Source organism: Mesorhizobium sp. M0761, assembly GCF_040320205.1.
Taxonomy (GTDB): Bacteria; Pseudomonadota; Alphaproteobacteria; order Rhizobiales; family Rhizobiaceae; genus Mesorhizobium.
The window spans coordinates 48,311-68,606 of the sequence record NZ_JAMYPF010000008.1 but is presented as its reverse complement, the minus strand read 5'-3'; the positions used below and the strand labels follow the sequence as shown (position 1 = coordinate 68,606).

Sequence of the window (20,296 nt, the reverse complement as noted above, 5' to 3'; positions counted from 1 at the left end):
TTAAACCCTCAACTGTCGGTTCCATTGATCATATAGTGCGACGCGAAGACGCTCATCAGCCACTGTGGCTCCAGCGGAGACTCCTCCGGGGCGAACCGACGGGTGGTGGAAATATTCGCGCGCAAAAGGCCGGCCGGCTTACCGGCCTCTCGCGCGTTCGGTCTCAAATGGCTGCAGATTTGGATGTAGGCCGCTCGCGGCGCGCGAGCAGCTTGTCGATCCGCCTCCCGTCCATATCGAGGATCTCGAAGCGCCAGCCCTCATAGTCAAAGTGCTCACCAGCTTCAGGAAGATGCCCAAGCCGGGACAAGGCGAACCCGGCGATCGTATGAAAATCACCCTCTGCCGCCCCTGATCGAAAGCCCAGGCGAGCGAAGGCATCGTGCGCCAGCATCATCCCGTCGATCTGCAGGGAACCGTCATCACGCTCGACGACGTCGGGGTCTTCACCATCCAGGTCCGGAAGGTCGCCTGCGATGGCTTCGAGCAGATCGGTCTGGGTGACGATCCCCTCCAGAGCACCATATTCGTCGATGACGATCGCCAGGCGCACCGGCGCCCGCTTGAACTGATCGAGCACGCGGAAGATTTGCGTTCCTTCGTGGACGATCACGGGTTCGCGGATAACCGCCATCGGATCGAGCGTTTTTCCATCGAGCACCTGGTCAAGGAGATCCTTCTTCAGGATCATGCCGAGCGGTTCGTCAATCCCGCCCCGGCCGACCAGAAGCTGCTCATGACGACATTCGCGGATGGTGCGCAGAATCTCGTCTGCGCTGTCGTCAGCGTCGATCCAGTCGATATCGCGTCGCGGTGTCATGATATCCGCGATGCGCCGATCTCCGATGTTGAAGACACGCTCGACAAGTTCCTGCTGAGTTTGGTGAAGCAATCCTGCCTCCTGGCTTGCCGCCACGAGCAGCTTCAGCTCTTCAGGCGAATGCAACGACTCCTCCCCTGTGCCTGGGCGCAAACCGCAGAGACGCAGCACCAGATTGCCGAGACCGTTCAGAGCGAGGATCGCTGGTCTCAGCAGAAAAAGGAACAAGCCGAGCGGGCGTACGACCCAGAGGGCCGTGCCTTCACTGCGTTGAAGCGCCAGGCTTTTCGGCGCCAATTCGCCCAGGACGATGTGAAGAGCGGTGATGATGATGAAGGCGATTGCGACGGCAATCGTGTGCGAAGCTGCCGTGGCCAGGGACCCCATCGCTCCTAAGAGGAGTGGCTCGATCAGATGGGCAAGTGCGGGTTCGCCAACCCAGCCGAGCGCCAGCGATGAAATGGTGATGCCGAGTTGGGTCGCGGCAAGATTGGCATCGAGATTGACCAAGGCTTTTTGAAGCCGCCCGGCGTTCAAGCGCCCGGCGGTTGCAAGCTCGTCGACGCGGCTGCGTCTAACCGCTACCAGGGCAAACTCGGCGGCGACAAAGAAGCCGTTTGCGCCTACGAGTACGAGAACCAACAAAATTCCAAGAATGTCGCGTAGACTACCATCGTCCGCCGGCATGATATCCTCTGTATGAAAAAGCTACGGTCGTCTCTGAAGCGTATTTGCCGCTATCGCGCAACCGCCGTTCGGCCTTGAACATCATTGCGGAGCTATCACGGTAGCGTCGCTGACTGCCGGTCAATGAGTGGCAGAATGACCAAATCCTCTCTGCAGACGGCCGAGCTCAAACTGGCTTCTCGGTGATCAAGGTCAATGGCAGCGCTGCGGACAGATCGCCTTTGATCCAGTGATTTAGTAAAATCACCGCGATCCCGGCGAGGATCGCCAGCACTATCATCCAAATGATCTTCTGAAGATCGGTCATCTCATCATCTCCCGAGGCGCACCGTAGGGCCCGGTGCGAGCCAGCATCCGGTCTCGTCGCGGTTGAACTCAGTATGAATAGCCACCCCGGACATCGCGGCTCACCATCCTGAAGGTCGCGCTGGCGCGCTAGCGGACTCTTATCCACGTTTATCGCCGTTCGTCCGAATTACTTCTCGCGGCCGGTAACCGGACGTTCTCCCGTCGCAGAAGCCGTTGAACAATTGAGCCCTTCGAGTACCTTTTCCGACTGCTTGACCTTCACGATTCGATCTTACGCCTATGGACCGAGCGTTTTGAGGCGGCGCACATCATCGGCGGTCTCAGCCAACAGCCAGTCACGGAATGTCGCAATTTTAGGGAGCATCGACGTCGCCTTGGGGCAGACGATCCAGTAGGTCTTGGACAATCGCAGAGCCGTGGCGAATGGTCTTACGAGGCGCCCGTTGATGAGGTCCCAAGCCGCAAGCGTGGTGCGGGCGAGTGCAACACCTTGGCCGTCGACAGCGGCGTCTATGACCATGCTGGCGCGGTTCAAGACCGGTCCGTGGGAGAGATCGGTATCGACCACGCCGGCGGCCTCGAGCCATTCCGACCAATCCTTTCGGTCATCAAGATGCAGCAAAGGAAATTTCAGCACATCGGACGGCTCGCGCATCCGCTGGTGAAGCTTGGGACTGCAAACCGCGAACAGTTGCTCGGAGCACAGGCGGACAACATCATGCCCCGCCCAGTTGCCATCGCCATGCCGCACGGCAAGATCGACGTCCTCTCTGGCGAAGTCGACGTGATGCATGGTTGCGGAAATCCTGAGATCGATGTCCGGATGCGTCTCGGCAAACCTGCCAAGGCGGTTTACCAACCACTTGGCGGCGAAGTCGGGAGACGTGCTGACCGTCAGCGCTCCGGCCCGAGATAGATGCTGGATGCGTTGCGTGCCGAGAGCAATACGGTCGAAGGCATCGCGCACCACCTCCAGATAGGAGAGGCCGGCCCGCGTGATGCTCAGCTTTTGACGTTCGCGATCGAACAGCCTGATGCCCAATTCGAGCTCGAGCGCCTTCACCTGATGGCTCACCGCACCCTGCGTCACGGAAAGTTCGTCCGCCGCCCTGGTGAAGCTCTCGTGGCGCGCCGCCGCCTCGAAGGCTTTGAGGGCGTTGAGTGATGGCAGTCGGCGGGCCAATTTCGCACCACATCATGAGAAAAATTGGGCCACGCACGAGAAACCATGCTTTGCACCCGCAGGCAGATTGGAGCATTTCCGCACCACACGTCAACCAGCGCACTGCGGAAGGATGAGAAATGTTGAACCCCCTGCTGATTGAGACGCCGAGGCGTTCATCGCCCGAGGGAAATGCCCATCGCGTCATGGAAAATTTGGTGCGCTCGATCGCGTCGGTGGCGTGCTGGATCGAAATCCATCGCCAACGGGAACAGCTGGCCGAACTCGAAGACCATCAGCTGGCAGACTTGGGTCTGAGCCCTGCGCAGGTTCGGAAGGAATGTGCAAAGTGGCCGTGGCAGGCCTAATTCTCGGCTGAGGACGACATCCTCACGGGCCGCGCGCGATCAGCTGTGTCTTCGTCAATCAGCGAAGCAAGATTTCGTGGATCGCGAGGGCGATCAGGGCAGCGCCAGCCAAGCTCTCGATGGACCCGGGGGATCGCTTCGAACAGGCACGACCTACCTTCGACAAACTACACCAGGCGTTCACGCAGTAGGATCGACAGACGTGAGGACGATGGCTCGAGACTTGCGCAATGGCTCCGCCGGTACCGTCTCACGGATAGGGCGTGAGGAAGCTCTTTGGCAACGGCTGGTGCTGATCGTTGACGATCTCCACAGGGCGCGACTCGAAAACCACTTCACCAGTCTTGTATGAGAACGCACCGTCCTTTGCGATCAGAAAGCCGAGGGCGAATTTGCGGGATTTGTTCCAATCGCCTTTTGCTGCGACGAAGTCACTCAGCAACACGATGTCCTCGTCGTTGGACCGCATGTAGTCGAGCAGCGCGGTAGACTCCCCGAGTGCTTCCTTGCGCCCGACCCAGTCGATACATCGCCGAAACAACTTCGGATCGAAACATTTTGAGCGGAAGGAGTCAGCGCCGTTGTCGTCGCGATCGGTGTCGCGCATCGACTTTGTCGTCCACAGCTCGGACTCGAAATCCCGAAGCTGGCCCGAGACATTGCTTCTCAGCTGCGACTTTTGAGCTCCGCCTTCCCCGTGCGTGGCAAAGAGGTCGGAGAGTCTCTTCATCTCGTCGATGGCCATGCTGCCGTAGAATGAGCAGAAGGCGAAACCCTGCGTCAGAGCATGGTCGTTCAAGACGATTTCCAGGCCGTTGCCGATCAGCGTGACATATCCGAGCACTCTGCCGAAGACATCAACCGCGCCATCGATCCCATCCGCCAGGATTCTGACCTTCGCGTCGACCAGAACTTCCGGAGTGGCCGAATTGAACGAGCCGATGCCGAGCTGCGTCCTTAGGCCGTTGGCGAAAAGATCGGTGCAGAGTTTGCCATAGGGCTGGCGATAGGACTTCTGCCGGGCAATGTGCTTGGCGATCCATTTGGCATAGTCGCCGTCGAACATGCCTTCGCGATAGTTGGGCGAATAGTGCGTTTCCGGCGCATCAATGCCCTGCAGCCGGACGGAAAGCGACACTCCTCCGGCTTTGCGGAGGATTGACTTGAATTTCTCCTCTCCTGGATTGTTGTCGTCGGGTTGAAACGTGCCACCTCTTTCAAAAAACGCTCCAACATTCGTCGAGGCCCCGTCCCCGACATACTGCGCTGACGCAAGGTCGGGAATGAATTTCAAGGTGTCGACGTCTGACGAACCGTGAGGCCAATATTGAAAGACGTCGACTTTGCCTTGGATATCAACGATGCCCATTTCATGCCCTCTCGTTTAGTTTAAAACAGGATGAATTCGGCCTTGAAAATATTGCAAGAACATCACGAGCGCTGAGTACGCCGTGAACCGCCTGGAAGACGATTGACCAGATCTGGACCAGGCAAGTAAGTGGATGGAATCGCCGTCAGGTGACTCGACATCGCTAGCTAGTCTGACTGTGCATCTGCCGCTCGATCGCCGCCGCGGTACGAAGGCTCAGCGCGGCGAGCGTCAAGGTTGGGTTCGCTGTGGCACTACTCGAGAAAACGCTCGAACCGACGATCCAAAGGTTTGGAACGTCATGCGACCGGCCCCAACGATCGACGACGGAATTTGTCGGCTCGTCGCCCATGATGCACGTTCCCATTATGTGCGCAGCGGTGTTCCATTTTCCCGGGGGCATTTCCTGTTCGTTCTCGATCGTTGCGCCCATTATACCAAACAGATCCTTCGCTGTGTCGAAGCCTTCATTCAAAGCTGATCGCACATAGTCACCAACATCGAAGGTAAATCGAGGTCTCGGAATCCCCAATGCATCAATCTTTGATGAAAGATCAATCTGATTTTTACTTTCTGGAAGCATCTCAGTGGAAAAGCTTAACCGTAACATCTTCGGTATCTGGCTTGCAATCTCACTCGGCAAAGCAGAACCGAACTTTCCGCCACTTAGAAGTTTGTCGATCACGGTGGCAGGAGAGCCGGCGCGTCCCCAGCCGTCGTTGCCGATCGTCATGCGGAAGGCACTGCGATTGCTGCGGAAGGCGCCGTCCCGAAATGCTTCAATACTGGAGATCGTTTGGGGCCCTCGAAACGGATAGAGCGGCTCGGGAAACAGGGCGGTTACCTCAAATTGGATGTGATCCATGAGATTTCGCCCCACCTGATCGCTTCGATTAGCGAGATTGCCAGACATCAGCAGGATCTTCGGAGTCTCGATCGCGTGAGCCGCGAGCACCACGACTTCCGCACTGACGGACCGTTCCTTCTGTGGATCGTCAGACCGCCAGTCCTTGTAAAAGACTTGGCGCACTCGCCCATCTTCCTCCTTACCAAGGCGAGTCACCACGGCGGCTTTTTTCAGTTCGACCCGACTACCCGGATCCTGAAGCACCCGCCGCAAATGAACCGTTGCATCATACTTGGCTTGGATTGGACACAGCGGAATACAATTTGAATGGCCCTCGCAGGCCGGTCGTTCATCATATTCGACGGTGTTTCGAGCTTGCGGCGTGGTAACGACTTGCACCGTCTTTCCTCGCACCGTTCTTCCCTCGATGCGATTCTTGACTAGGTGATCACTGTATCCAAATGGGATGCCGCGCATGGGAAACGGTTGACTGCGGTATCCACCGTGGAGCCCGTCCCACTCTTCGTGATTCCCAGAAACGCCGAGTTCCGCCTCAGCTTGGCAATACCAAGGCTCCAGTTCGTGGTAGTCGAGCGGCCAATCGCAGCCTACGCCAAAATTAGTCTTAAGTTTGAAATCGCTGGGGATGAACCGAGGGCAATTCCCGCGCCATGACCATGTGCTTCCGCCAACCATACGGTTGTAACCGGCTTTGAACGGATCCTTGGTAGCTAGCGTATAGTCGTAGTACTTCTCCTTCCCTTGGTCCCTCTGCTCTGCGAGACTGAGCTGGGACTTTTCTGGTGCTGGCGCAAAAATTCGGCTTTCGAGGTCCATGTATGGCGCATACATGTCACCGCGGCTGCCCTGAGAATCCATAGTGTGGTGGAATTGGATCCGTTGGCCGGCTGTGATGCCATTATCCCCAGCCTCGATGATCAAAATCTTATAGCGACGAGAACGGCTGAGTTTCCAAGCACAAAGGGCACCGGCGACACCAGATCCTATGATGACAATGTCGTAGTCGCTTGCCATGATCATCTCCGGCCGCGGGCAGGCGGCACCCGATCCATACTCAAGGCTGCTTGGTCCAATACCCGTGCGGCTGGTTTGAAAAACCGATAGGGTGCGCCCTGATGAGAGGCCAAACAAGACCTTCCTCATAGTAACCGCCGTCGAGGAGTTCCCCCATCGCCTCAGCCTTGAACTGCGAGAAGTACCAGATGTTCACGATCTGCTTGGCGACGAACTCGTTATTTTTGTAACCTTGCGTCGCCTTCAACGCTGATAGTAACAGGTCGTCTATCTTGGGTTTTGGTTCGATCGATGTAATAGACTTATAAGCGTCGATCAGGATTCTTAGTCCATCGGGAAGCACTGACAAAAGGCGTCGACGATATTCCGCAGCGATTGGGCGAGCCAATGTTGCATCCTCCGGATCAATTACAATATTGTATTGACCAGTAAGCAACGCTGATAATTCTAAGAATTCGTCGATTTCGTCCCGCATTGCATTCACCCCATGCATTATGGCGCACCAGCGAATATTCATTGAGAACCTTGCATACTGCGGGATACATGTCCATCACCATTTGTACCTGGGCCGAGGGACCGCCGACGATCAGTTTCCCGGACCAGTCAGAAATGCCACCAACCTGACGGTGTTGGGATGGCGCTTGTCTAACCTTGCTGTTCTTTAGGTCAAACAGCCTCAGGCCGATTAAATCTACCACACCGCCACGCCGACAAGCACAATGCCGGCAACGCCCTGGGTGATCGCTTCGAACAGGCGCGACCTGCCTTCGACAAACCACACCAGGCGTTGACGCAGTAGGATCGACAGAATTGCGACGGCCGAAAGCGTGATCGCCACGCCAATCATCATCGGGCCGGCGAACAAGATGCCGGCCGCCGGCACGCCGCGCGCGATCGCAAACGTCATGACGAACAGCGAGCGGACAAGGAATCAGTCCAGCCATGACTGCGACGGCTTCGCCTTCGTGCTTGTGATGATGCCCATGGCTGAGTGCCCCCCACAGCATCCATAGGCCGATCAACCCAAGCAGTCCGCGGCTGATGTCTTCCGGCAGAGTGCGCGGCCAACGCTCCCCAGGGCGATTGAGACAGAATCGCTGTTGTCACATGGGTGATCGATAGGGTTGTCGATACGAGGAGGCCGTGAGAAACCTTTGCGTCCGAACCCGCCAGATACGTGGTCTGCTCGGCCAGAGCCAAATGGATTGTGCGTTGAAACTCTATAAGCGTTTGGAGCACGGTCATCATTTCGCTTGTCGTTGCCAAGTCAGGAACGCATTTGCGGCGGCTACTAACCATCCCGACGTTCCTCGGGTGGACGGACCTTGCGGAACATGGCGAGCAGAAGGATGTCGTAGACAATCTTCAAGGCGCCGGCGATGAGCAGTGGCCAACCGAAACCTGAAACAGCGAGCAGGGAGCCGGCAAGAACCGGACTGGCGGCTGCCGCGAGGCTGCGCGGAACCGCGGTGACACTCGCTGCTGCTGCTCGCTCAGCCGGCGTCACCACCGCCATGACGTAGGAGGTGCGGGTTGGCACATCCATCTGCGACAACGCGCTCCTGATAAGCAGAAGTACGATGACCGGACCGAGGCTCGGCATGAAGGGAATGAGCAAAAGGCAAAGACTGGACGGCAAATGCGTGAACACCATCGTATTTACAAGCCCGATCCGTTTGGCGATTTGAACTGCCACCAGGTAGGACGCTGCCGAGAGGATCCCCGTGAAGAAGAAGATCGCGCCCGTCGCTGCGAGCGACAGGCCGAACTGTTGGAAAAGCCACAGAGCCAGCAGTGACTGAACCACCAGGCCGCCTGCAAAGGCGTCGAGACTGAAAAGCGCAGCCAGCGTCAGGACGATGGCTCGCGACTTGCGCAATGGCTCGGCCGGTGTCGCCCCCGGATCAAGCGGTTCATTCGGCAACCGTCGATATAGAAGCAACGATCCCACCCCCAAGGCCGCATAGAGGAGGAAAGCGATCTGAAGCGCCTGCCTGAGTTCCAGTCCGACAAGCTGTCGAAGCATGTCAGGTGCGCCGGCCGCCAGAGCGCCGACAGCGCCAACAAGTGACCCCACCACACTATAGCGTGCAAAGAGCGCGGTGCGGTCGCGATCCGTCACGCTATGAGCGAGTTGCGCATGCTCCAGCGGCAGAAACACGCTGACGTCGCCCGAGGATGGGTTCAGCGTCCCGAGGAAGGCAATCACGAGAAGCGGCCAGAAATCCCTGACCAGGGCGAAGCTGATCCCGGTGGCGATCATCAATACGGCCGCTGCGATCAGGAGCGATCGGCGCGCGAAATGATGTGCCACAAACCCAACGGACAAGGTAAGCGCCGCCGAACCCGCCAGTGTGGCCGAAGCGAGGAGCCCGATCTGGAAGGCATCAAAGCCCAACACGGCCAGATAGGCAGGGAGGAGGAGACTGACCAGTCCATCGCCGAACGCCCGCAATCCCCTCGAAGCCAGTAGATAGGTGGCTGACGGCCCGGCACCGGAAGGAAGGAGCGCAAACCTCTGCTTCGCCACCGGAGTGCCCAATGCATTTGCCGACTGAGCCGTCAAAGATGCCTCCTGCCCGGAGAATGGGGCCAGCCCGCACGGCTCAGATCGATCCGCTGACCACGCCGTAGAGCAGGCCAAGGCTAGAACATGCCGCCAGCACCGGGATCATCCCGATCTTGAAACGAAACACAGCCAGCAGCGCGCCGAGTGTCAGGATCAGCGAGGGGATGTTTATGGAGTTGATCACCGGCACGTCCAACGTCATCCCCAGCCAGCCGACCTCATGCAGTTCGCGGAACAATACATGAAGCGCGAACCACACAGCCAGGTTCAGAATCACACCGACCACGGCTGCCGTGATGGCAGACAATGCTGCTGACAAGGCCTTGTTGCTGCGCATCGTTTCCATGAACGGCGCGCCGAGGAAGATCCACAGGAAACAGGGGACGAAGGTCACCCACGTCGTGAGAAGACCGCCGAGCGTTCCGGCGACAAGGGAGTTGAGTACGCCCGGCGCCCGGTAGGCTCCCATGAAGCCGACGAACTGGGTGACCATGATCAACGGGCCAGGCGTGGTCTCGGCCATGCCGAGGCCGTCCAGCATCTCTCCTGGCTTGAGCCAGTGATAGTGATCCACACCCTGTTGCGCGACATAGGCGAGCACCGCATAGGCACCACCGAAGGTAACCATCGCCATCTTGGAGAAGAAGATCGCAATGTCGGTGAAGACATTGCCTTGCCCAAGAAACACCAGAAGTGCCAGGACCGGCACGAACCACAGCGCAAGAAAAACTGCCGCGATCTTCAGCGACCAACTGACGGACGGCCGGGCGTGCGCCGGCACCTCTTCGCCGAGGGCTGTATCGGCATCGGCGACCTGCTTGCCGCCGACCTTGCCATGTCCATTGCCCGACTGGAATGCAGCCCACCCAGCTCTTCCTCCGACGTAACCGATCACACCCGCGATCAAGATGACCAGTGGGAACGGCGCATCGAAGAAAAAGAGAGCGATGAAGGCTGCCGCCGCGAGCCCGACCATTGCGTTGTTCTTGAGCGCCCGCCTGCCGATCCGCAAGACCGCCTCAAGCACGATCGCGAGGACCGCCGCCTTCAAACCGAAGAAGAGAGCCTGAACGGCGCCGACGTTGCCGAAGATGGCGTAAATCCAGCTGAGCGCCATGATGGCAATCGCGCCTGGCAACACGAACAGAATCCCGGCGACAAGGCCGCCTCTGGTCTTGTGCATGAGCCAGCCGATGTAGATGGCCAGCTGCTGCGCCTCCGGTCCGGGCAGCAGCGTGCAATAGTTCAGCGCATGCAGGAACCTGGTCTCGCCGATCCAGCGCTTTTCCTCGACTATGATGCGGTGCATCATGGCGATCTGGCCCGCCGGCCCGCCGAAGCTGAGCGCGGCCACTCGGGCCCACACCCGCGTGGCCTCAGCGAACGAAACGCCATGACCCGGCGTGTCGTTTGGTCGGTTTGGCGCTGTCACGATACTCTCCGCATTGGCCATGGCTGGGATCACCCACGTTTCGAACGGAAATATCGATAGAGATTGTCGAACACCGAAGCGCCCTCGGCGATCCGTTGCTCGTCTCCCGCGTTCGCCATGGCGATACCAGCGATCAGGCTGGCGATGCCGGTGGTTTCCTCGCGGCCGAACTTGCCGTCCTTGAGATCGATATCGTGGACGACCTCCGCGATGGCCTGCAAAGCCGTATCGGTGATGCCGGCGCGGGCCAGCAGCACCTCGAAGCTGCAGCGGTCTCCCTCATGGGTGATTTCGCCCTCGAACATGTCGAAGCGCAATTCCCCCTCTTTCGGCACATATCCCTTGCCCGCCACGAAGCGAATGACCGCATCGGCATCGATGAAGCGACGGATCAGCCAACTGCAGGCGATGCGGTCGACATGCACATCCCGGCGTGTGACCCAGATCCGGCCCTTGAGTTCGCTCGGCTCGGCCGCCTTCTTCGGTTCCTTGGTCATGGCCTTGTCCTCTATAAGCTGTGTCTCGAGCTCGGCGATCAGTCCTTCGACGGCGAGGCGACCGCTCGCGCCGAAGAAGTCAATTGTCACGACTTCGGCGAGCCGCTTGCGCAAGTGGCCGAGTTGCGAACGCGCCTCCGCATGTCTTTCCGACATCGCTTCCGCTCTGATCCCCGCGGCAAGATCGCGTGCGTCGTTGGCGATCTCGGCGTAATCGGCGTCACGCGCCGCGTCGAACAGCGCCCTCACCTGCGCGTCCGACAGACCGTCAACCAGGCGTGCCTCGCACAACATAGCTTCGCCGCCGCCAGCGACGATCTCCTTGAGAAGCCATTCGAAATCCTCCTGCATCTCGGCATTGGCCGGCAGGGCGTAGACGGTGCTTTTGACCGCGACCGCGCCGATGCCTTGCAACCGTCGCCAGATCTTCACCCGAAAATAGGCGGGCTTGCTTGGCAGCTGATGGATCAGGAGCAGCCAGCGCTGTTCTTCCGATTGCCCCTCACTCATAGGTGAACCGTATCACGAATAAATATCAATGCAACACTTGTATCATTTTCCATTCAAGCATAGCGTTCGCGTCCTCACGGATGGGCCGTGCCGCAGAGTGGGGAACCCGATGCCACACCAGATCAAGCCGCTGCCGTTCAAGCCGCCCCGCCTCGTCGGCCTGTCCGAGCGGCTGTTGGCAAGCCACTATGAAAACAATTACGGCGGTGCCGTTCGCCGCCTCAACGCCATCGAACAACGGCTCGACGGGCTCGACTGGGGCGCGGCACCCGTCTTCGACATCAACGGGCTGAAGCGCGAAGAGCTGGTCGCGGCCAACTCGGCGATCCTGCACGAAATCTATTTCGATGGGCTCGGTGGCTCCGGCGATGCCGGAGGCGATCTCGCGGCTGCCCTGGAGCGCGATTTCGGCAGCGTGGCGGCCTGGCGCGCCAAGTTCATGGCCTGTGCGAAGGCTCAAGCCGGCGGCTCGGGATGGACCCTGCTGACCTGGTCGGAGCGCCGCGATCGGCTGACGATCCAATGGGCAGCGGACCATACCAACTGTCTCGCCGGCGGCGTCCCGATCCTCGCGCTCGACATGTACGAACATGCCTACCACCTCGATTTCGGCGCCAAGGCCGGCGCCTATGTCGACGCCTTCATGAAGAACATCCATTGGGAGCGGGTTGCTACTCGCCACCAGCGAGCAGTCGCTCTACGGGACCGTTGGGCGCCCCCAGTTTCTGATGACGGCATTCAAACGGTCGCGCCAGAGGAGTTGCGGGCGCGTCTCGATCACGGAGACGATCTCGTCGTGCTCGACGTCTGCCTCGCTGAGGATCTGGCAAAACGCAGCGATATGCTGCCGGGGGCCAAGGTCCGCGCGCCCGAGAAGATCGCCGATTGGGCGGATGAACTGCCGAGGGACAGACCGGTCATCGTTTATTGCGTCTACGGCTTCCAGGTCAGCGGTGACGCCGTCGCCGAACTGCGTCGCCGCGGCATCGATGCAAGTGCGCTTTCCGGCGGCATCGCCGCCTGGCATGCGATCGGCGCGCCAACCGTCCCGCTGGTGATGAGCGAAGAAAGGATTGCGTCATGAAATGGGTTACCCGTGAACGTCCGGTCATCGACCGCATTGCCTGCCCCTGGCTGATTGCGCGCTTCATCGACAAGGAACCGGAGTTTCTGTTCGTGGCGCCTGATCAGGTTATCCGTGTTGCCCAGGAAACGGGTGCGACGCCTTACGACGTACCGGGTGTCGAATTCACGCATGTTGGCGACGGCTGCAGTTTCGACACCTTCGTCTCGAAATACGGCTTTGAGCGCGATCCGGCCATCGTGACCATCGCCGCGATCGTGCGCGGCGCCGACACGGATCGGCACGATCTCACGCCGCAGTCGGCAGGGCTGCTGGCGATCTCCATGGGACTGCGGGACGTGACGCCCGACGACCACGAGGTGCTCAAGCACGGCTTCGTCATTTACGACGCGCTCTACGCCTGGGCTTCGGGCCGCAAAGCAGAGACGCACAGCTGGCCTCCCGCGACGAAGCCGGCGGCCGCCTGAGCGGAGCATGCGAAATGGTAGACCAATCGAATGAGGGCGTCACAGGACGTCAGCCAAGCAGCCGCGTGGTTCAGTGGATTGACCACCGACTGCCGGTTTTCACCTTCGTCAATCATGAATTGAACGACTATCCGACGCCAAGAAATCTGAACTATTTGTGGAATTTCGGCTCGTTGGCCGGGTTCATGCTGGTCGTCATGATCTTCACCGGCATCGTGCTCGCAATGCACTACACAGCGGATTCGACCCTCGCTTTCGGCTCCGTCGAGCACATCATGCGCGATGTGAATTACGGGTGGATGATCCGCTACATCCACCTCAACGGCGCATCGTTCTTCTTCATCGCGACCTACATCCATATCTTTCGCGGCCTTTACTACGGCTCATACAAGGCGCCGCGCGAACTGTTGTGGATGCTGGGGGTCGTCATCCTGCTGCTGATGATGGCAACCGCCTTCTTCGGCTATGTCCTACCATGGAGCCAGATGGGGTTTTGGGGCGCTACGGTGATCACCAACCTGTTCTCCGCAATTCCGGTAGTTGGAGAGAGCATCGTCACGTGGCTTTGGGGCGGGTTCTCCGTCGATAATCCGACGCTGCAGCGCTTCTATGCCCTGCACTACCTCCTGCCGTTTGTCATCGTCGCCGTCGTAATGCTGCATCTCGTCGCGTTGCATCGGCACGGTTCAAACAATCCGCTTGGCATCGACCGCACCGGGCCGGGAGACAGCATCCCCTTCCACCCCTACTACACGGTCAAAGACCTGCTCGGCTTGGCGGCTTTCCTGCTGGTATTCGCCTTCTTCGTCTTCTACCTGCCGAATTATCTGAATTCCACCGACGCCTTCATCCCGGCCAATCCACTGCGAACGCCCGCCGAGGTCGTGCCGCAATGGTATTTCCTGCCGTTCTACGCAATCTTGCGCTCGATCCCGAACAAGCTTGCCGGCGTCATCGCCATGTTCTCGGCCGTGGCTGTCCTCTTCATTCTACCCTGGTTGGATACATCGAAGGTCCGCAGTGCCCGCTTCCGGCCAATCTACAAGTGGGTCTTCTGGCTCCTGGTCATCGACGTCATCGTTTTGGGCTGGGTCGGCGCCAACAAGCCGGAGGGACTTTTCGTTCTCATCGGCCGCGTCGCCACATTCTATTACTTCTTCCATTTCCTGGTCGTGATGCCGCTCCTTGGCATTTTCGAGCGGCCGCTGCCGCTCCCGACCAGTATCGTCTCGGCAGTCCTGCCGAAGGGCGGCGCGCATCCTGCCGCAGCGCAGGTGCTGGCAGATACGCCGTAACCAATCCAGCCATCGAGTACCGCACCTGTCCCTAGTGGCACGGCGACGGCGAAACCAACCCAAATGCCGAGGATCACGGCCGACTGATCGATTCACAGTGAAGAAAGAGGAATACCGCTATGACACTACTTACCCGCCTGGCAGTTCTCATTGCCGCCGCAACTCTCGTCACCCCCTCGTTCGCCGCCAATCCCGATTGGAGTCAAGTCGGAAAGGCGCTGGGAAAAGGAGGAACCACGCAGGCCGACGGCGTCTATAGAGTTGGCTTGCCACGAACCGACCTGAAAGTATCGCTCGATGGGGTGGCGCTGAAGCCAGGATTTGCCCTCGGAGGCTGGATAGCGTTCGAACCAATGGGGAGCCAGACAATGGTCATGGGTGACATCGTTCTGACGCAGGACGAGGTGAACCCGGTCATGAAGAAGCTTCAAGAAGGTGGGATCGAGATCACTGCGTTGCACAACCATTTGCTGCGCGCGGAGCCAATGACCCTCTACATGCATGTCTTCGGCCAGGGCGACCCGGCCATGCTCGCCACAGCGCTTCATGCCGGGTTGGCGCTGAGCAAGACACCGATGGAGACTGCCGCGTCCGGTACCGCACAGCCGCAAACCGCCATCCAGCAGATCGAGTTCGACACGGCGGCCGTCGACAAGGCTATTGGTCATAAAGGCAAGGCCAATGGCGGCGTTTATCAGTTCACCATCCCACGAGCCGAAACGATCACGGACGGCGGCATGACGGTCCCAGTGTCGATGGGTACCGCCATTGCCATCAACTTCCAGCCGACCGGAGGAGGCAAGGCGGCGATCACGGGCGATTTTGTACTGATCGGATCGGAGGTCAATCCAGTCGTCAAAGCCCTGCAAGGCAGCGGCATAGAGATCACGGCACTGCATAGCCACATGATCGATGAGCAGCCGCGGCTCTTCTTCATGCATTTCTGGGCAAATGACGACGCCGCCAAGCTTGCGCGCGGCCTCAAGGCGGCTCTCGACAAGATGAACCTCGCGAACAGCTAGGGTCGGATCCCGTGCGCGCCGCCAGCGTGGCCTTTGGGCTCATCGCCACGATACCCCTGATCGTATGCTCCGTCGGCCCGGCTTTGGCGCAGCCGCCTCTGATCCTCGAGCGAACAATCCCGCTCGAAAACGTCTCGGGCCGCATCGATCACATGGCGATCGATCGCGTTGGGGGGCGACTGTTCGTCGCCGAGCTCGGTAACGACAGCGTCGATGTTGTCGACCTTCAGACCGGTAAGATCCTCCATAGGATCACCGGCCTGAAGGAGCCGCAGGGCGTCGCGTATCTTGCCGATCAGGACGTGATCGTCGTGGCCAGTGGCGGCGACGGGTCCGTTCGGTTCTTTCATGCAGGAGATTTGTCCTCACTGGGAACCACTGCTCTGGGCAACGATGCCGATAATGTCCGCATCGATCCGTCTTCCGGCGATGTTTTTGTTGGATATGGTGATGGCGGATTGGCCATCCTCGATCCGGCGACCCAGTCAAAGCTCGACGACATAAGACTAGCCGGCCATCCCGAAAGCTTCCAACTCGACTCGAAAACGGGCCAAGTGTTCGCCAACGTGCCGGACGCCGGGCAGATCGCCGTCATCGACCTCAAATCGCGCAAGCAGGTGGCCGCCTGGAAAACACTGGGCTTGGCGGCGAATTTTCCGATGGCGCTCGACAGCGCGGGGGGCCGGCTTGCAGTTGTGTTCCGCAGTCCGGCAAAGCTTGCCTTGCTGGATGCGGCAACTGGTGCGGTGACAGCGAGCGTCGATACCTGCGGCGATGCTGACGATGTTTTCTTCGACGGCAAGCGCGATCGAATCTATGTGAGCTGCGGAGACGGCGTGATCGACGTTGTGGACCGCAGCCCAAAAGGGCTCGGGCCGGTCGAACGTGTGGCGACTTTCAGCGGAGCCCGGACCTCGCTCTTCGCACCGGAACTCGATCGCCTCTTTGTTGCCGCGCGTGCCGGATGGCTTGGATCCGGGGCCGCTATTCTCGAATTCCGCCCTTCGCCATGATGTCGATCAAGGCATCGGTCGCCCAAGTCAAAAACCTCTTAGTTCGACGAGATCTGCCACACGGCTACGCCAGCTAGAATGAGGCCGGCGATGCCTTCGATGGCCCTGGATATGATATCAAACAGGCGTGGCCGGCTGTCGAAGAAATGCACCAGGCGCTCCCGAAACAAGATCGACAACACCGCTACGCAGGACAGGGTCAGCGCCACGCCAACCATCATGGTAATTGCAAACAGGATGCCGGCGAGCGGAACACCTCTGGATATTGCGAAGGTCATCACAAAAAGTGTCAGCGGGCATGGGATCAAGCCGGCCATCACACCCACAGCCTCGCCTTCATGCTTGTGGTGATGACCATGGCTCAGAGCGCGCCAGAGCATCCAGATACCAATCAGGCCAAGCAAGCCGCGGCTGACGTCTTCCAGTAGAGGCGCACGGCCAACACTTCCCAAGGCAATCGATACCAACGGCAACGAGAGCGCCGCGATCAGCACCGCGATCGTCACATGTGTAAAGGAAAGCGTCAGCGACACCAGAAGACCGCGCGAAACCTTTGCATCCGAACCGGCCAAATACGTGGCCAGGACGGCTTTGCTGTGACCCGGCGTCAGGGCATGCGCCGCACCGAACAATACGCCCATCGGCAGAAAGGCCATGAAGGCGAACCAGCCGCCGCCGGCCGAAAGCAGTTTGATCTGCTCGGCCAGCGCCAGATAAATCGTGCGCTGGAATTCGACAAGCGTCTGGAACATGGCCATCGAAACGGTTCCGCTTCAGCCGCACGTCAATTCAAGGCGCGTCGCGAAAATCTTGCCGAGATCGGTCCCTGTCGGGTCACTGAAGAACGCGTCTGTCAGGCTCTTCTGGTTCTGCGCGATGGCCGTGTCCGGATCTGGACGCACGACCGCGCGCGAGCAGCCTTGAGGCAGGCCAGCCACCGCAATCTTGTCGTCGTCGGTAAAATCGATCGCTGTGTAGAAGGTCGGGTCGTAGACGCCGATGCTGACTTTTCCAGCAAGAGCCAACGGGTCCTTCGGCTGCGTTTCGAACTGGACGACGAGTTGATCGTTTTCATAGCTGACGCTAAATTTCGGCGGTGGCGCCATAGCCACGTCCTTGCCATTCAAGGTCACCATCTGAAAGTAGTTGTACTCGGCCAGCGACGCATGGACGGTGAGAGCGACTTCATCGAGTTCCTTGGCATCAAGGACAAGGTCGGAATTCTTGTCGAATTCCATCAGCACAGTGCTGGAAAAGAGGTCGTCGAAACGCCAGGAGTGCCGAAGCGACTTGACCGTCCTGTCTGGACCGACGGTCAGGTCCAGCTTCGCCTCGGCAAACACATGCGGATGGGCGTTCGCCACCGCCGCGGAAGCGAGCAACAGCGCCGCGCCTGATATCATGCCAGTCAGTCGCATTTTTCGCTCACATCTTGCTCGTCGATTCCGCATCAGGCAGGACACCTGCCATTGCAAGCAGGCCGAAATGGGACATGCCCGAACAGGTCGCCATGCAACTAGCGTCTGAGCATGATCACGGCGACGCTCGTTCCGGTTGGTCCTTGTTCGTCGTCGCGCGAATATAGTTCAGGTTCTTGGTACCGACGGCGCCGATATCGCTGACCTGGAATCCGCTCTCGGTCAACAGCGAGGCGACCGAATGCATTTCCACATGACCATGTTTGTGGAGCCCGGGCAATCTGGACTTGCGCACCGGCCTGCCGAAATCGATGAGCAACAGCCGGCCTGCTGGCTTCAAGACGCGTGCCGCCTCGCGGATGAAGGCCGATCGAACGGGCTTCGACAGATGATGCAGCATAAGCGTGCCGACGACGATGTCGAATTGCGCGTCCTTGAAGGGAAGCTCCTGCGCCGTCCCGTTGACGAAAGTCAGATCGAGACCGGACCGCTCGGCCTTGGCGCGCGCCCTCTCGATCATTTCGGCCGACGCATCGACGCCGGTGACGCTTCCGTCCGAACCAACCAGCCGCTTCGCGGCAATGGCAAGGGTTCCCGTTCCACAGGCGACATCGAGCATCGCTTCGCCGGGCTGGAGCTTTGCCGGGCGAAGCATGAACTCGCGAAACCGGCCCTCGCGGCCAAAGGTCAGAACACGCGCAAGCAAATCATAGGCCGCCGCCCGGCGCAGGACGATGCCGATGCCCCTGTCGCTCGCGCTTTGCGCGCCGTTGCCGACGAGCCCTCTGTGACGCAGGCTGCCCCACAGCGCCAATCCCGCGATCGCCGCAAGGACGAGTCCGTGGAAAGCCGTCGTCCAGGCGCCGGCCTGAACATAGCCCATGCCCAATTTGGCCAGGACGAGGAAGCCGGCGACCAGCGACAGCTTCGCAAGCAGGGCCAGTGCTATCACCCTCTTGCGCGAATGCGATCCGTTACCGGCGTGATGATCAGATGAGTGCATGTCTGGCGACCTTCTGCTTCATTGCGGCGTGCCCAAACCCGATTTGAGCTCCTGGACTTGGCGTATCATAATGGACACAATGTCTGGAAATGCTGTTGTCAGACACCGGAGCTCCGAATGTCCGAAACCGGGCAGTGTAGAGGGCCATGGCCATGAAAATCGAACGGGCGGGCGAGCGGAACACGATCGATCGACGCGTCGCGCGGACGCGCGGCCTGCTGCAGGACGCACTCATAGCCTTGATCCCGGAGCAGGGATATGTGGCCATCACGGTCGAGGACATTTGCCAGAGGGCAAATATTGGCAGGTCGACCTTCTATACCCACTATGCCGACAAGGATGCTCTGCGCAGCGCGACCATCGAGACGCATCTGCGGTCGATAGGCCGCAGGCGCGAGGCGGCAAGTCAAGAAACAGGTAGCCGCCTGTTCGAGTTCAGCTTGCCCATGTTCGAGCACGCCGATGCATTCCGACGGCTTCACCACGCATTGCTTGCAAGCACCGGCGATACGATCCACGACGAATTGCGCGAGCGTATCCGGCGAGCCGTCCGGGAAGAACTCGTCGAGAAACGGATCGGCGATCGCGGCATGCCTGCCGAATTCGCCATTCAGTTCATCGCCGGAGCATTTCTCGCGGTCCTCGCCTGGTGGGTCGCCACCGACATGAACCTTTCACCGACACAGGCAGATGATCTGTTTCAGAGGATGGCGGGAAAAGGCATCGGCGTGTGACTAGTCGTCGGCTATCGAGCTTGCAATAATCGAATCCGATCGCCCCATGTCGACCGGCGATGTCAAATGGACAAGCTGTTTTCGATTGCCCGCAATCAATATGTAGAGTTTGGAGACCTGATCTCCATTCCGGTTCTCGCCGATTTTTTCGGCGTCCGTCCGGGCGAAGAAACGCTCTTCGAATGCCGTGCGGTCGACACCGAACAGCCTTATGGAGCAGGTCTGCACGGCCTTGCCTTCCAAGGTGGCTTTGGTCACCGCGATCATGGTTCCGGCTGGTAGATCGCCGCCCGTCACGGCCCAGCCTTGGAAGGCATCGACGTCATCAACCGGCGCAAGCCCAGCTTCACCGGACAACGGTGTCCAGCCGCGTTTTCTGGCGGTGGCGGCGGTTCGTTCGAAGTCGGCTCCATGCGCAAGACAGGTCTCGTGAAAAGCTTCGAGCGCCAGATCGACATTGTCGGCATACACCAGGGGTGATGCCAAGCACCCGCTCGCAAGCATCAGGAAAAAATAAGCTTTCAGCATTGAACCGCACCTCGGGGCTGGAAAACGAGGTAATCCAATCATCAAGCAGGAAATGGTGCCTTCGCGACCGCAGTCAAGAAGCCCAGTCCTTCCGCGGCATCGAACGGTCGAAGACCGCCTCGGCAGT

The 20,296-nt window shown here is 59.4% G+C and carries 21 protein-coding genes; 7 read left to right on the top strand and 14 right to left on the bottom strand.

The window, feature by feature from the left end; all coding sequences use genetic code 11:
* Positions 1-163 precede the first annotated feature (163 nt).
* The 3 genes from NKI32_RS15335 to NKI32_RS15325 form a co-directional block, all read right to left on the bottom strand.
* Complete coding sequence (locus NKI32_RS15335) at positions 164-1,507, bottom strand: hemolysin family protein (protein WP_353002940.1); 1,344 nt, start codon at positions 1,505-1,507, stop codon at positions 164-166.
* A 166-nt stretch (positions 1,508-1,673) separates the two neighbouring features.
* Positions 1,674-1,814, bottom strand: coding sequence for a hypothetical protein (locus tag NKI32_RS15330; protein WP_023708325.1), 141 nt, complete (start codon positions 1,812-1,814; stop codon positions 1,674-1,676).
* A 279-nt stretch (positions 1,815-2,093) separates the two neighbouring features.
* Positions 2,094-2,999 carry a transcriptional regulator GcvA gene (locus NKI32_RS15325; RefSeq protein WP_352895640.1) on the bottom strand — a complete coding sequence of 302 codons (906 nt, stop codon included), beginning with the start codon at positions 2,997-2,999 and terminating at the stop codon, positions 2,094-2,096.
* Positions 3,000-3,118: 119 nt separating this feature from the next.
* Here NKI32_RS15325 and NKI32_RS15320 point away from each other — a divergent pair, with 119 nt between their 5' ends.
* On the top strand, positions 3,119-3,346 hold the full coding sequence (locus NKI32_RS15320) for a DUF1127 domain-containing protein (RefSeq protein WP_352538284.1): 228 nt from the start codon (positions 3,119-3,121) through the stop codon (positions 3,344-3,346).
* Positions 3,347-3,596: 250 nt separating this feature from the next.
* On the opposite strand, the gene NKI32_RS15315 is transcribed toward NKI32_RS15320, so the two are convergent.
* The 7 genes from NKI32_RS15315 to NKI32_RS15285 form a co-directional block, all read right to left on the bottom strand.
* Positions 3,597-4,715, bottom strand: coding sequence for a hypothetical protein (locus tag NKI32_RS15315; protein ID WP_352538283.1), 1,119 nt, complete (start codon positions 4,713-4,715; stop codon positions 3,597-3,599).
* Positions 4,716-4,878: 163 nt separating this feature from the next.
* Positions 4,879-6,597 carry a GMC family oxidoreductase gene (locus NKI32_RS15310; protein ID WP_353002939.1) on the bottom strand — a complete coding sequence of 573 codons (1,719 nt, stop codon included), beginning with the start codon at positions 6,595-6,597 and terminating at the stop codon, positions 4,879-4,881.
* A gap of 40 nt (positions 6,598-6,637) precedes the next feature.
* On the bottom strand, positions 6,638-7,072 hold the full coding sequence (locus NKI32_RS15305; protein WP_352538281.1) for a hypothetical protein: 435 nt from the start codon (positions 7,070-7,072) through the stop codon (positions 6,638-6,640).
* Between the two features lie 216 nt (positions 7,073-7,288).
* Positions 7,289-7,504, bottom strand: coding sequence for a hypothetical protein (locus NKI32_RS15300; protein ID WP_352538280.1), 216 nt, complete (start codon positions 7,502-7,504; stop codon positions 7,289-7,291).
* A gap of 384 nt (positions 7,505-7,888) precedes the next feature.
* Positions 7,889-9,127: an MFS transporter gene (locus tag NKI32_RS15295; RefSeq protein ID WP_352596412.1), complete on the bottom strand. Its 1,239-nt coding sequence runs from the start codon at positions 9,125-9,127 to the stop codon at positions 7,889-7,891.
* A 76-nt stretch (positions 9,128-9,203) separates the two neighbouring features.
* A complete protein-coding gene (gene chrA / locus NKI32_RS15290; RefSeq protein WP_353002938.1) occupies positions 9,204-10,619 on the bottom strand; it encodes a chromate efflux transporter in 1,416 nt (471 codons plus the stop codon).
* A gap of 8 nt (positions 10,620-10,627) precedes the next feature.
* Positions 10,628-11,605, bottom strand: a complete 978-nt coding sequence (locus NKI32_RS15285; RefSeq protein WP_353002937.1) for a chromate resistance protein ChrB domain-containing protein — start codon at positions 11,603-11,605, stop codon at positions 10,628-10,630.
* 109 nt (positions 11,606-11,714) lie between these two features.
* Here NKI32_RS15285 and NKI32_RS15280 point away from each other — a divergent pair, with 109 nt between their 5' ends.
* From NKI32_RS15280 to NKI32_RS15260, 5 genes are all read left to right on the top strand, one after another.
* Positions 11,715-12,689 carry a Fe-Mn family superoxide dismutase gene (locus NKI32_RS15280; RefSeq protein ID WP_353002936.1) on the top strand — a complete coding sequence of 325 codons (975 nt, stop codon included), beginning with the start codon at positions 11,715-11,717 and terminating at the stop codon, positions 12,687-12,689.
* A complete protein-coding gene (locus NKI32_RS15275; RefSeq protein ID WP_352538276.1) occupies positions 12,686-13,156 on the top strand; it encodes a chromate resistance protein ChrB domain-containing protein in 471 nt (156 codons plus the stop codon). Before NKI32_RS15280 ends, NKI32_RS15275 begins: the two co-directional genes overlap by 4 nt.
* A 14-nt stretch (positions 13,157-13,170) precedes the next feature.
* Positions 13,171-14,451: a cytochrome b gene (locus tag NKI32_RS15270; RefSeq protein ID WP_352538275.1), complete on the top strand. Its 1,281-nt coding sequence runs from the start codon at positions 13,171-13,173 to the stop codon at positions 14,449-14,451.
* 119 nt (positions 14,452-14,570) lie between these two features.
* Positions 14,571-15,473: a DUF1259 domain-containing protein gene (locus NKI32_RS15265; RefSeq protein ID WP_353002935.1), complete on the top strand. Its 903-nt coding sequence runs from the start codon at positions 14,571-14,573 to the stop codon at positions 15,471-15,473.
* Between the two features lie 11 nt (positions 15,474-15,484).
* Positions 15,485-16,486: a YncE family protein gene (locus NKI32_RS15260; RefSeq protein WP_353002934.1), complete on the top strand. Its 1,002-nt coding sequence runs from the start codon at positions 15,485-15,487 to the stop codon at positions 16,484-16,486.
* A 38-nt stretch (positions 16,487-16,524) separates the two neighbouring features.
* Here the strand turns inward: NKI32_RS15260 and NKI32_RS15255 are convergent, their stop codons facing one another.
* The 3 genes from NKI32_RS15255 to NKI32_RS15245 all read right to left on the bottom strand — a co-directional run bounded on the left by NKI32_RS15255 (position 16,525) and on the right by NKI32_RS15245 (position 18,907).
* Positions 16,525-17,238, bottom strand: coding sequence for a HoxN/HupN/NixA family nickel/cobalt transporter (locus NKI32_RS15255; protein ID WP_023708315.1), 714 nt, complete (start codon positions 17,236-17,238; stop codon positions 16,525-16,527).
* Positions 17,239-17,259: 21 nt separating this feature from the next.
* On the bottom strand, positions 17,260-17,889 hold the full coding sequence (locus tag NKI32_RS15250) for a DUF1007 family protein (RefSeq protein ID WP_352538333.1): 630 nt from the start codon (positions 17,887-17,889) through the stop codon (positions 17,260-17,262).
* 130 nt (positions 17,890-18,019) lie between these two features.
* On the bottom strand, positions 18,020-18,907 hold the full coding sequence (locus NKI32_RS15245; RefSeq protein WP_353002933.1) for a class I SAM-dependent methyltransferase: 888 nt from the start codon (positions 18,905-18,907) through the stop codon (positions 18,020-18,022).
* A gap of 146 nt (positions 18,908-19,053) precedes the next feature.
* On the opposite strand from NKI32_RS15245, the gene NKI32_RS15240 reads away from it, so the two are divergent.
* Positions 19,054-19,641, top strand: coding sequence for a TetR/AcrR family transcriptional regulator (locus tag NKI32_RS15240; RefSeq protein WP_353002932.1), 588 nt, complete (start codon positions 19,054-19,056; stop codon positions 19,639-19,641).
* Here NKI32_RS15240 and NKI32_RS15235 read toward each other — a convergent pair whose 3' ends face one another.
* Positions 19,642-20,169, bottom strand: coding sequence for a hypothetical protein (locus NKI32_RS15235; RefSeq protein WP_352538269.1), 528 nt, complete (start codon positions 20,167-20,169; stop codon positions 19,642-19,644).
* Positions 20,170-20,296 lie beyond the last annotated feature (127 nt).

Coding starts and splice junctions, on each gene's coding strand:
- NKI32_RS15275 (WP_352538276.1), top strand. CDS start 12,686: ATGAAATGGGTTACCCGTGAACGTCCGGTCATCGACCGCATTGCCTGC.
- NKI32_RS15235 (WP_352538269.1), bottom strand. CDS start 20,169: ATGCTGAAAGCTTATTTTTTCCTGATGCTTGCGAGCGGGTGCTTGGCA.
- NKI32_RS15320 (WP_352538284.1), top strand. CDS start 3,119: ATGTTGAACCCCCTGCTGATTGAGACGCCGAGGCGTTCATCGCCCGAG.
- NKI32_RS15280 (WP_353002936.1), top strand. CDS start 11,715: ATGCCACACCAGATCAAGCCGCTGCCGTTCAAGCCGCCCCGCCTCGTC.
- NKI32_RS15310 (WP_353002939.1), bottom strand. CDS start 6,597: ATGGCAAGCGACTACGACATTGTCATCATAGGATCTGGTGTCGCCGGT.
- NKI32_RS15270 (WP_352538275.1), top strand. CDS start 13,171: ATGGTAGACCAATCGAATGAGGGCGTCACAGGACGTCAGCCAAGCAGC.
- NKI32_RS15240 (WP_353002932.1), top strand. CDS start 19,054: ATGGCCATGAAAATCGAACGGGCGGGCGAGCGGAACACGATCGATCGA.
- NKI32_RS15330 (WP_023708325.1), bottom strand. CDS start 1,814: ATGACCGATCTTCAGAAGATCATTTGGATGATAGTGCTGGCGATCCTC.
- NKI32_RS15250 (WP_352538333.1), bottom strand. CDS start 17,889: ATGATATCAGGCGCGGCGCTGTTGCTCGCTTCCGCGGCGGTGGCGAAC.
- NKI32_RS15335 (WP_353002940.1), bottom strand. CDS start 1,507: ATGCCGGCGGACGATGGTAGTCTACGCGACATTCTTGGAATTTTGTTG.
- NKI32_RS15265 (WP_353002935.1), top strand. CDS start 14,571: ATGACACTACTTACCCGCCTGGCAGTTCTCATTGCCGCCGCAACTCTC.
- NKI32_RS15305 (WP_352538281.1), bottom strand. CDS start 7,072: ATGCGGGACGAAATCGACGAATTCTTAGAATTATCAGCGTTGCTTACT.
- NKI32_RS15300 (WP_352538280.1), bottom strand. CDS start 7,504: ATGACGTTTGCGATCGCGCGCGGCGTGCCGGCGGCCGGCATCTTGTTC.
- NKI32_RS15255 (WP_023708315.1), bottom strand. CDS start 17,238: ATGTTCCAGACGCTTGTCGAATTCCAGCGCACGATTTATCTGGCGCTG.
- NKI32_RS15285 (WP_353002937.1), bottom strand. CDS start 11,605: ATGAGTGAGGGGCAATCGGAAGAACAGCGCTGGCTGCTCCTGATCCAT.
- NKI32_RS15315 (WP_352538283.1), bottom strand. CDS start 4,715: ATGGGCATCGTTGATATCCAAGGCAAAGTCGACGTCTTTCAATATTGG.
- chrA (WP_353002938.1), bottom strand. CDS start 10,619: ATGGCCAATGCGGAGAGTATCGTGACAGCGCCAAACCGACCAAACGAC.
- NKI32_RS15245 (WP_353002933.1), bottom strand. CDS start 18,907: ATGCACTCATCTGATCATCACGCCGGTAACGGATCGCATTCGCGCAAG.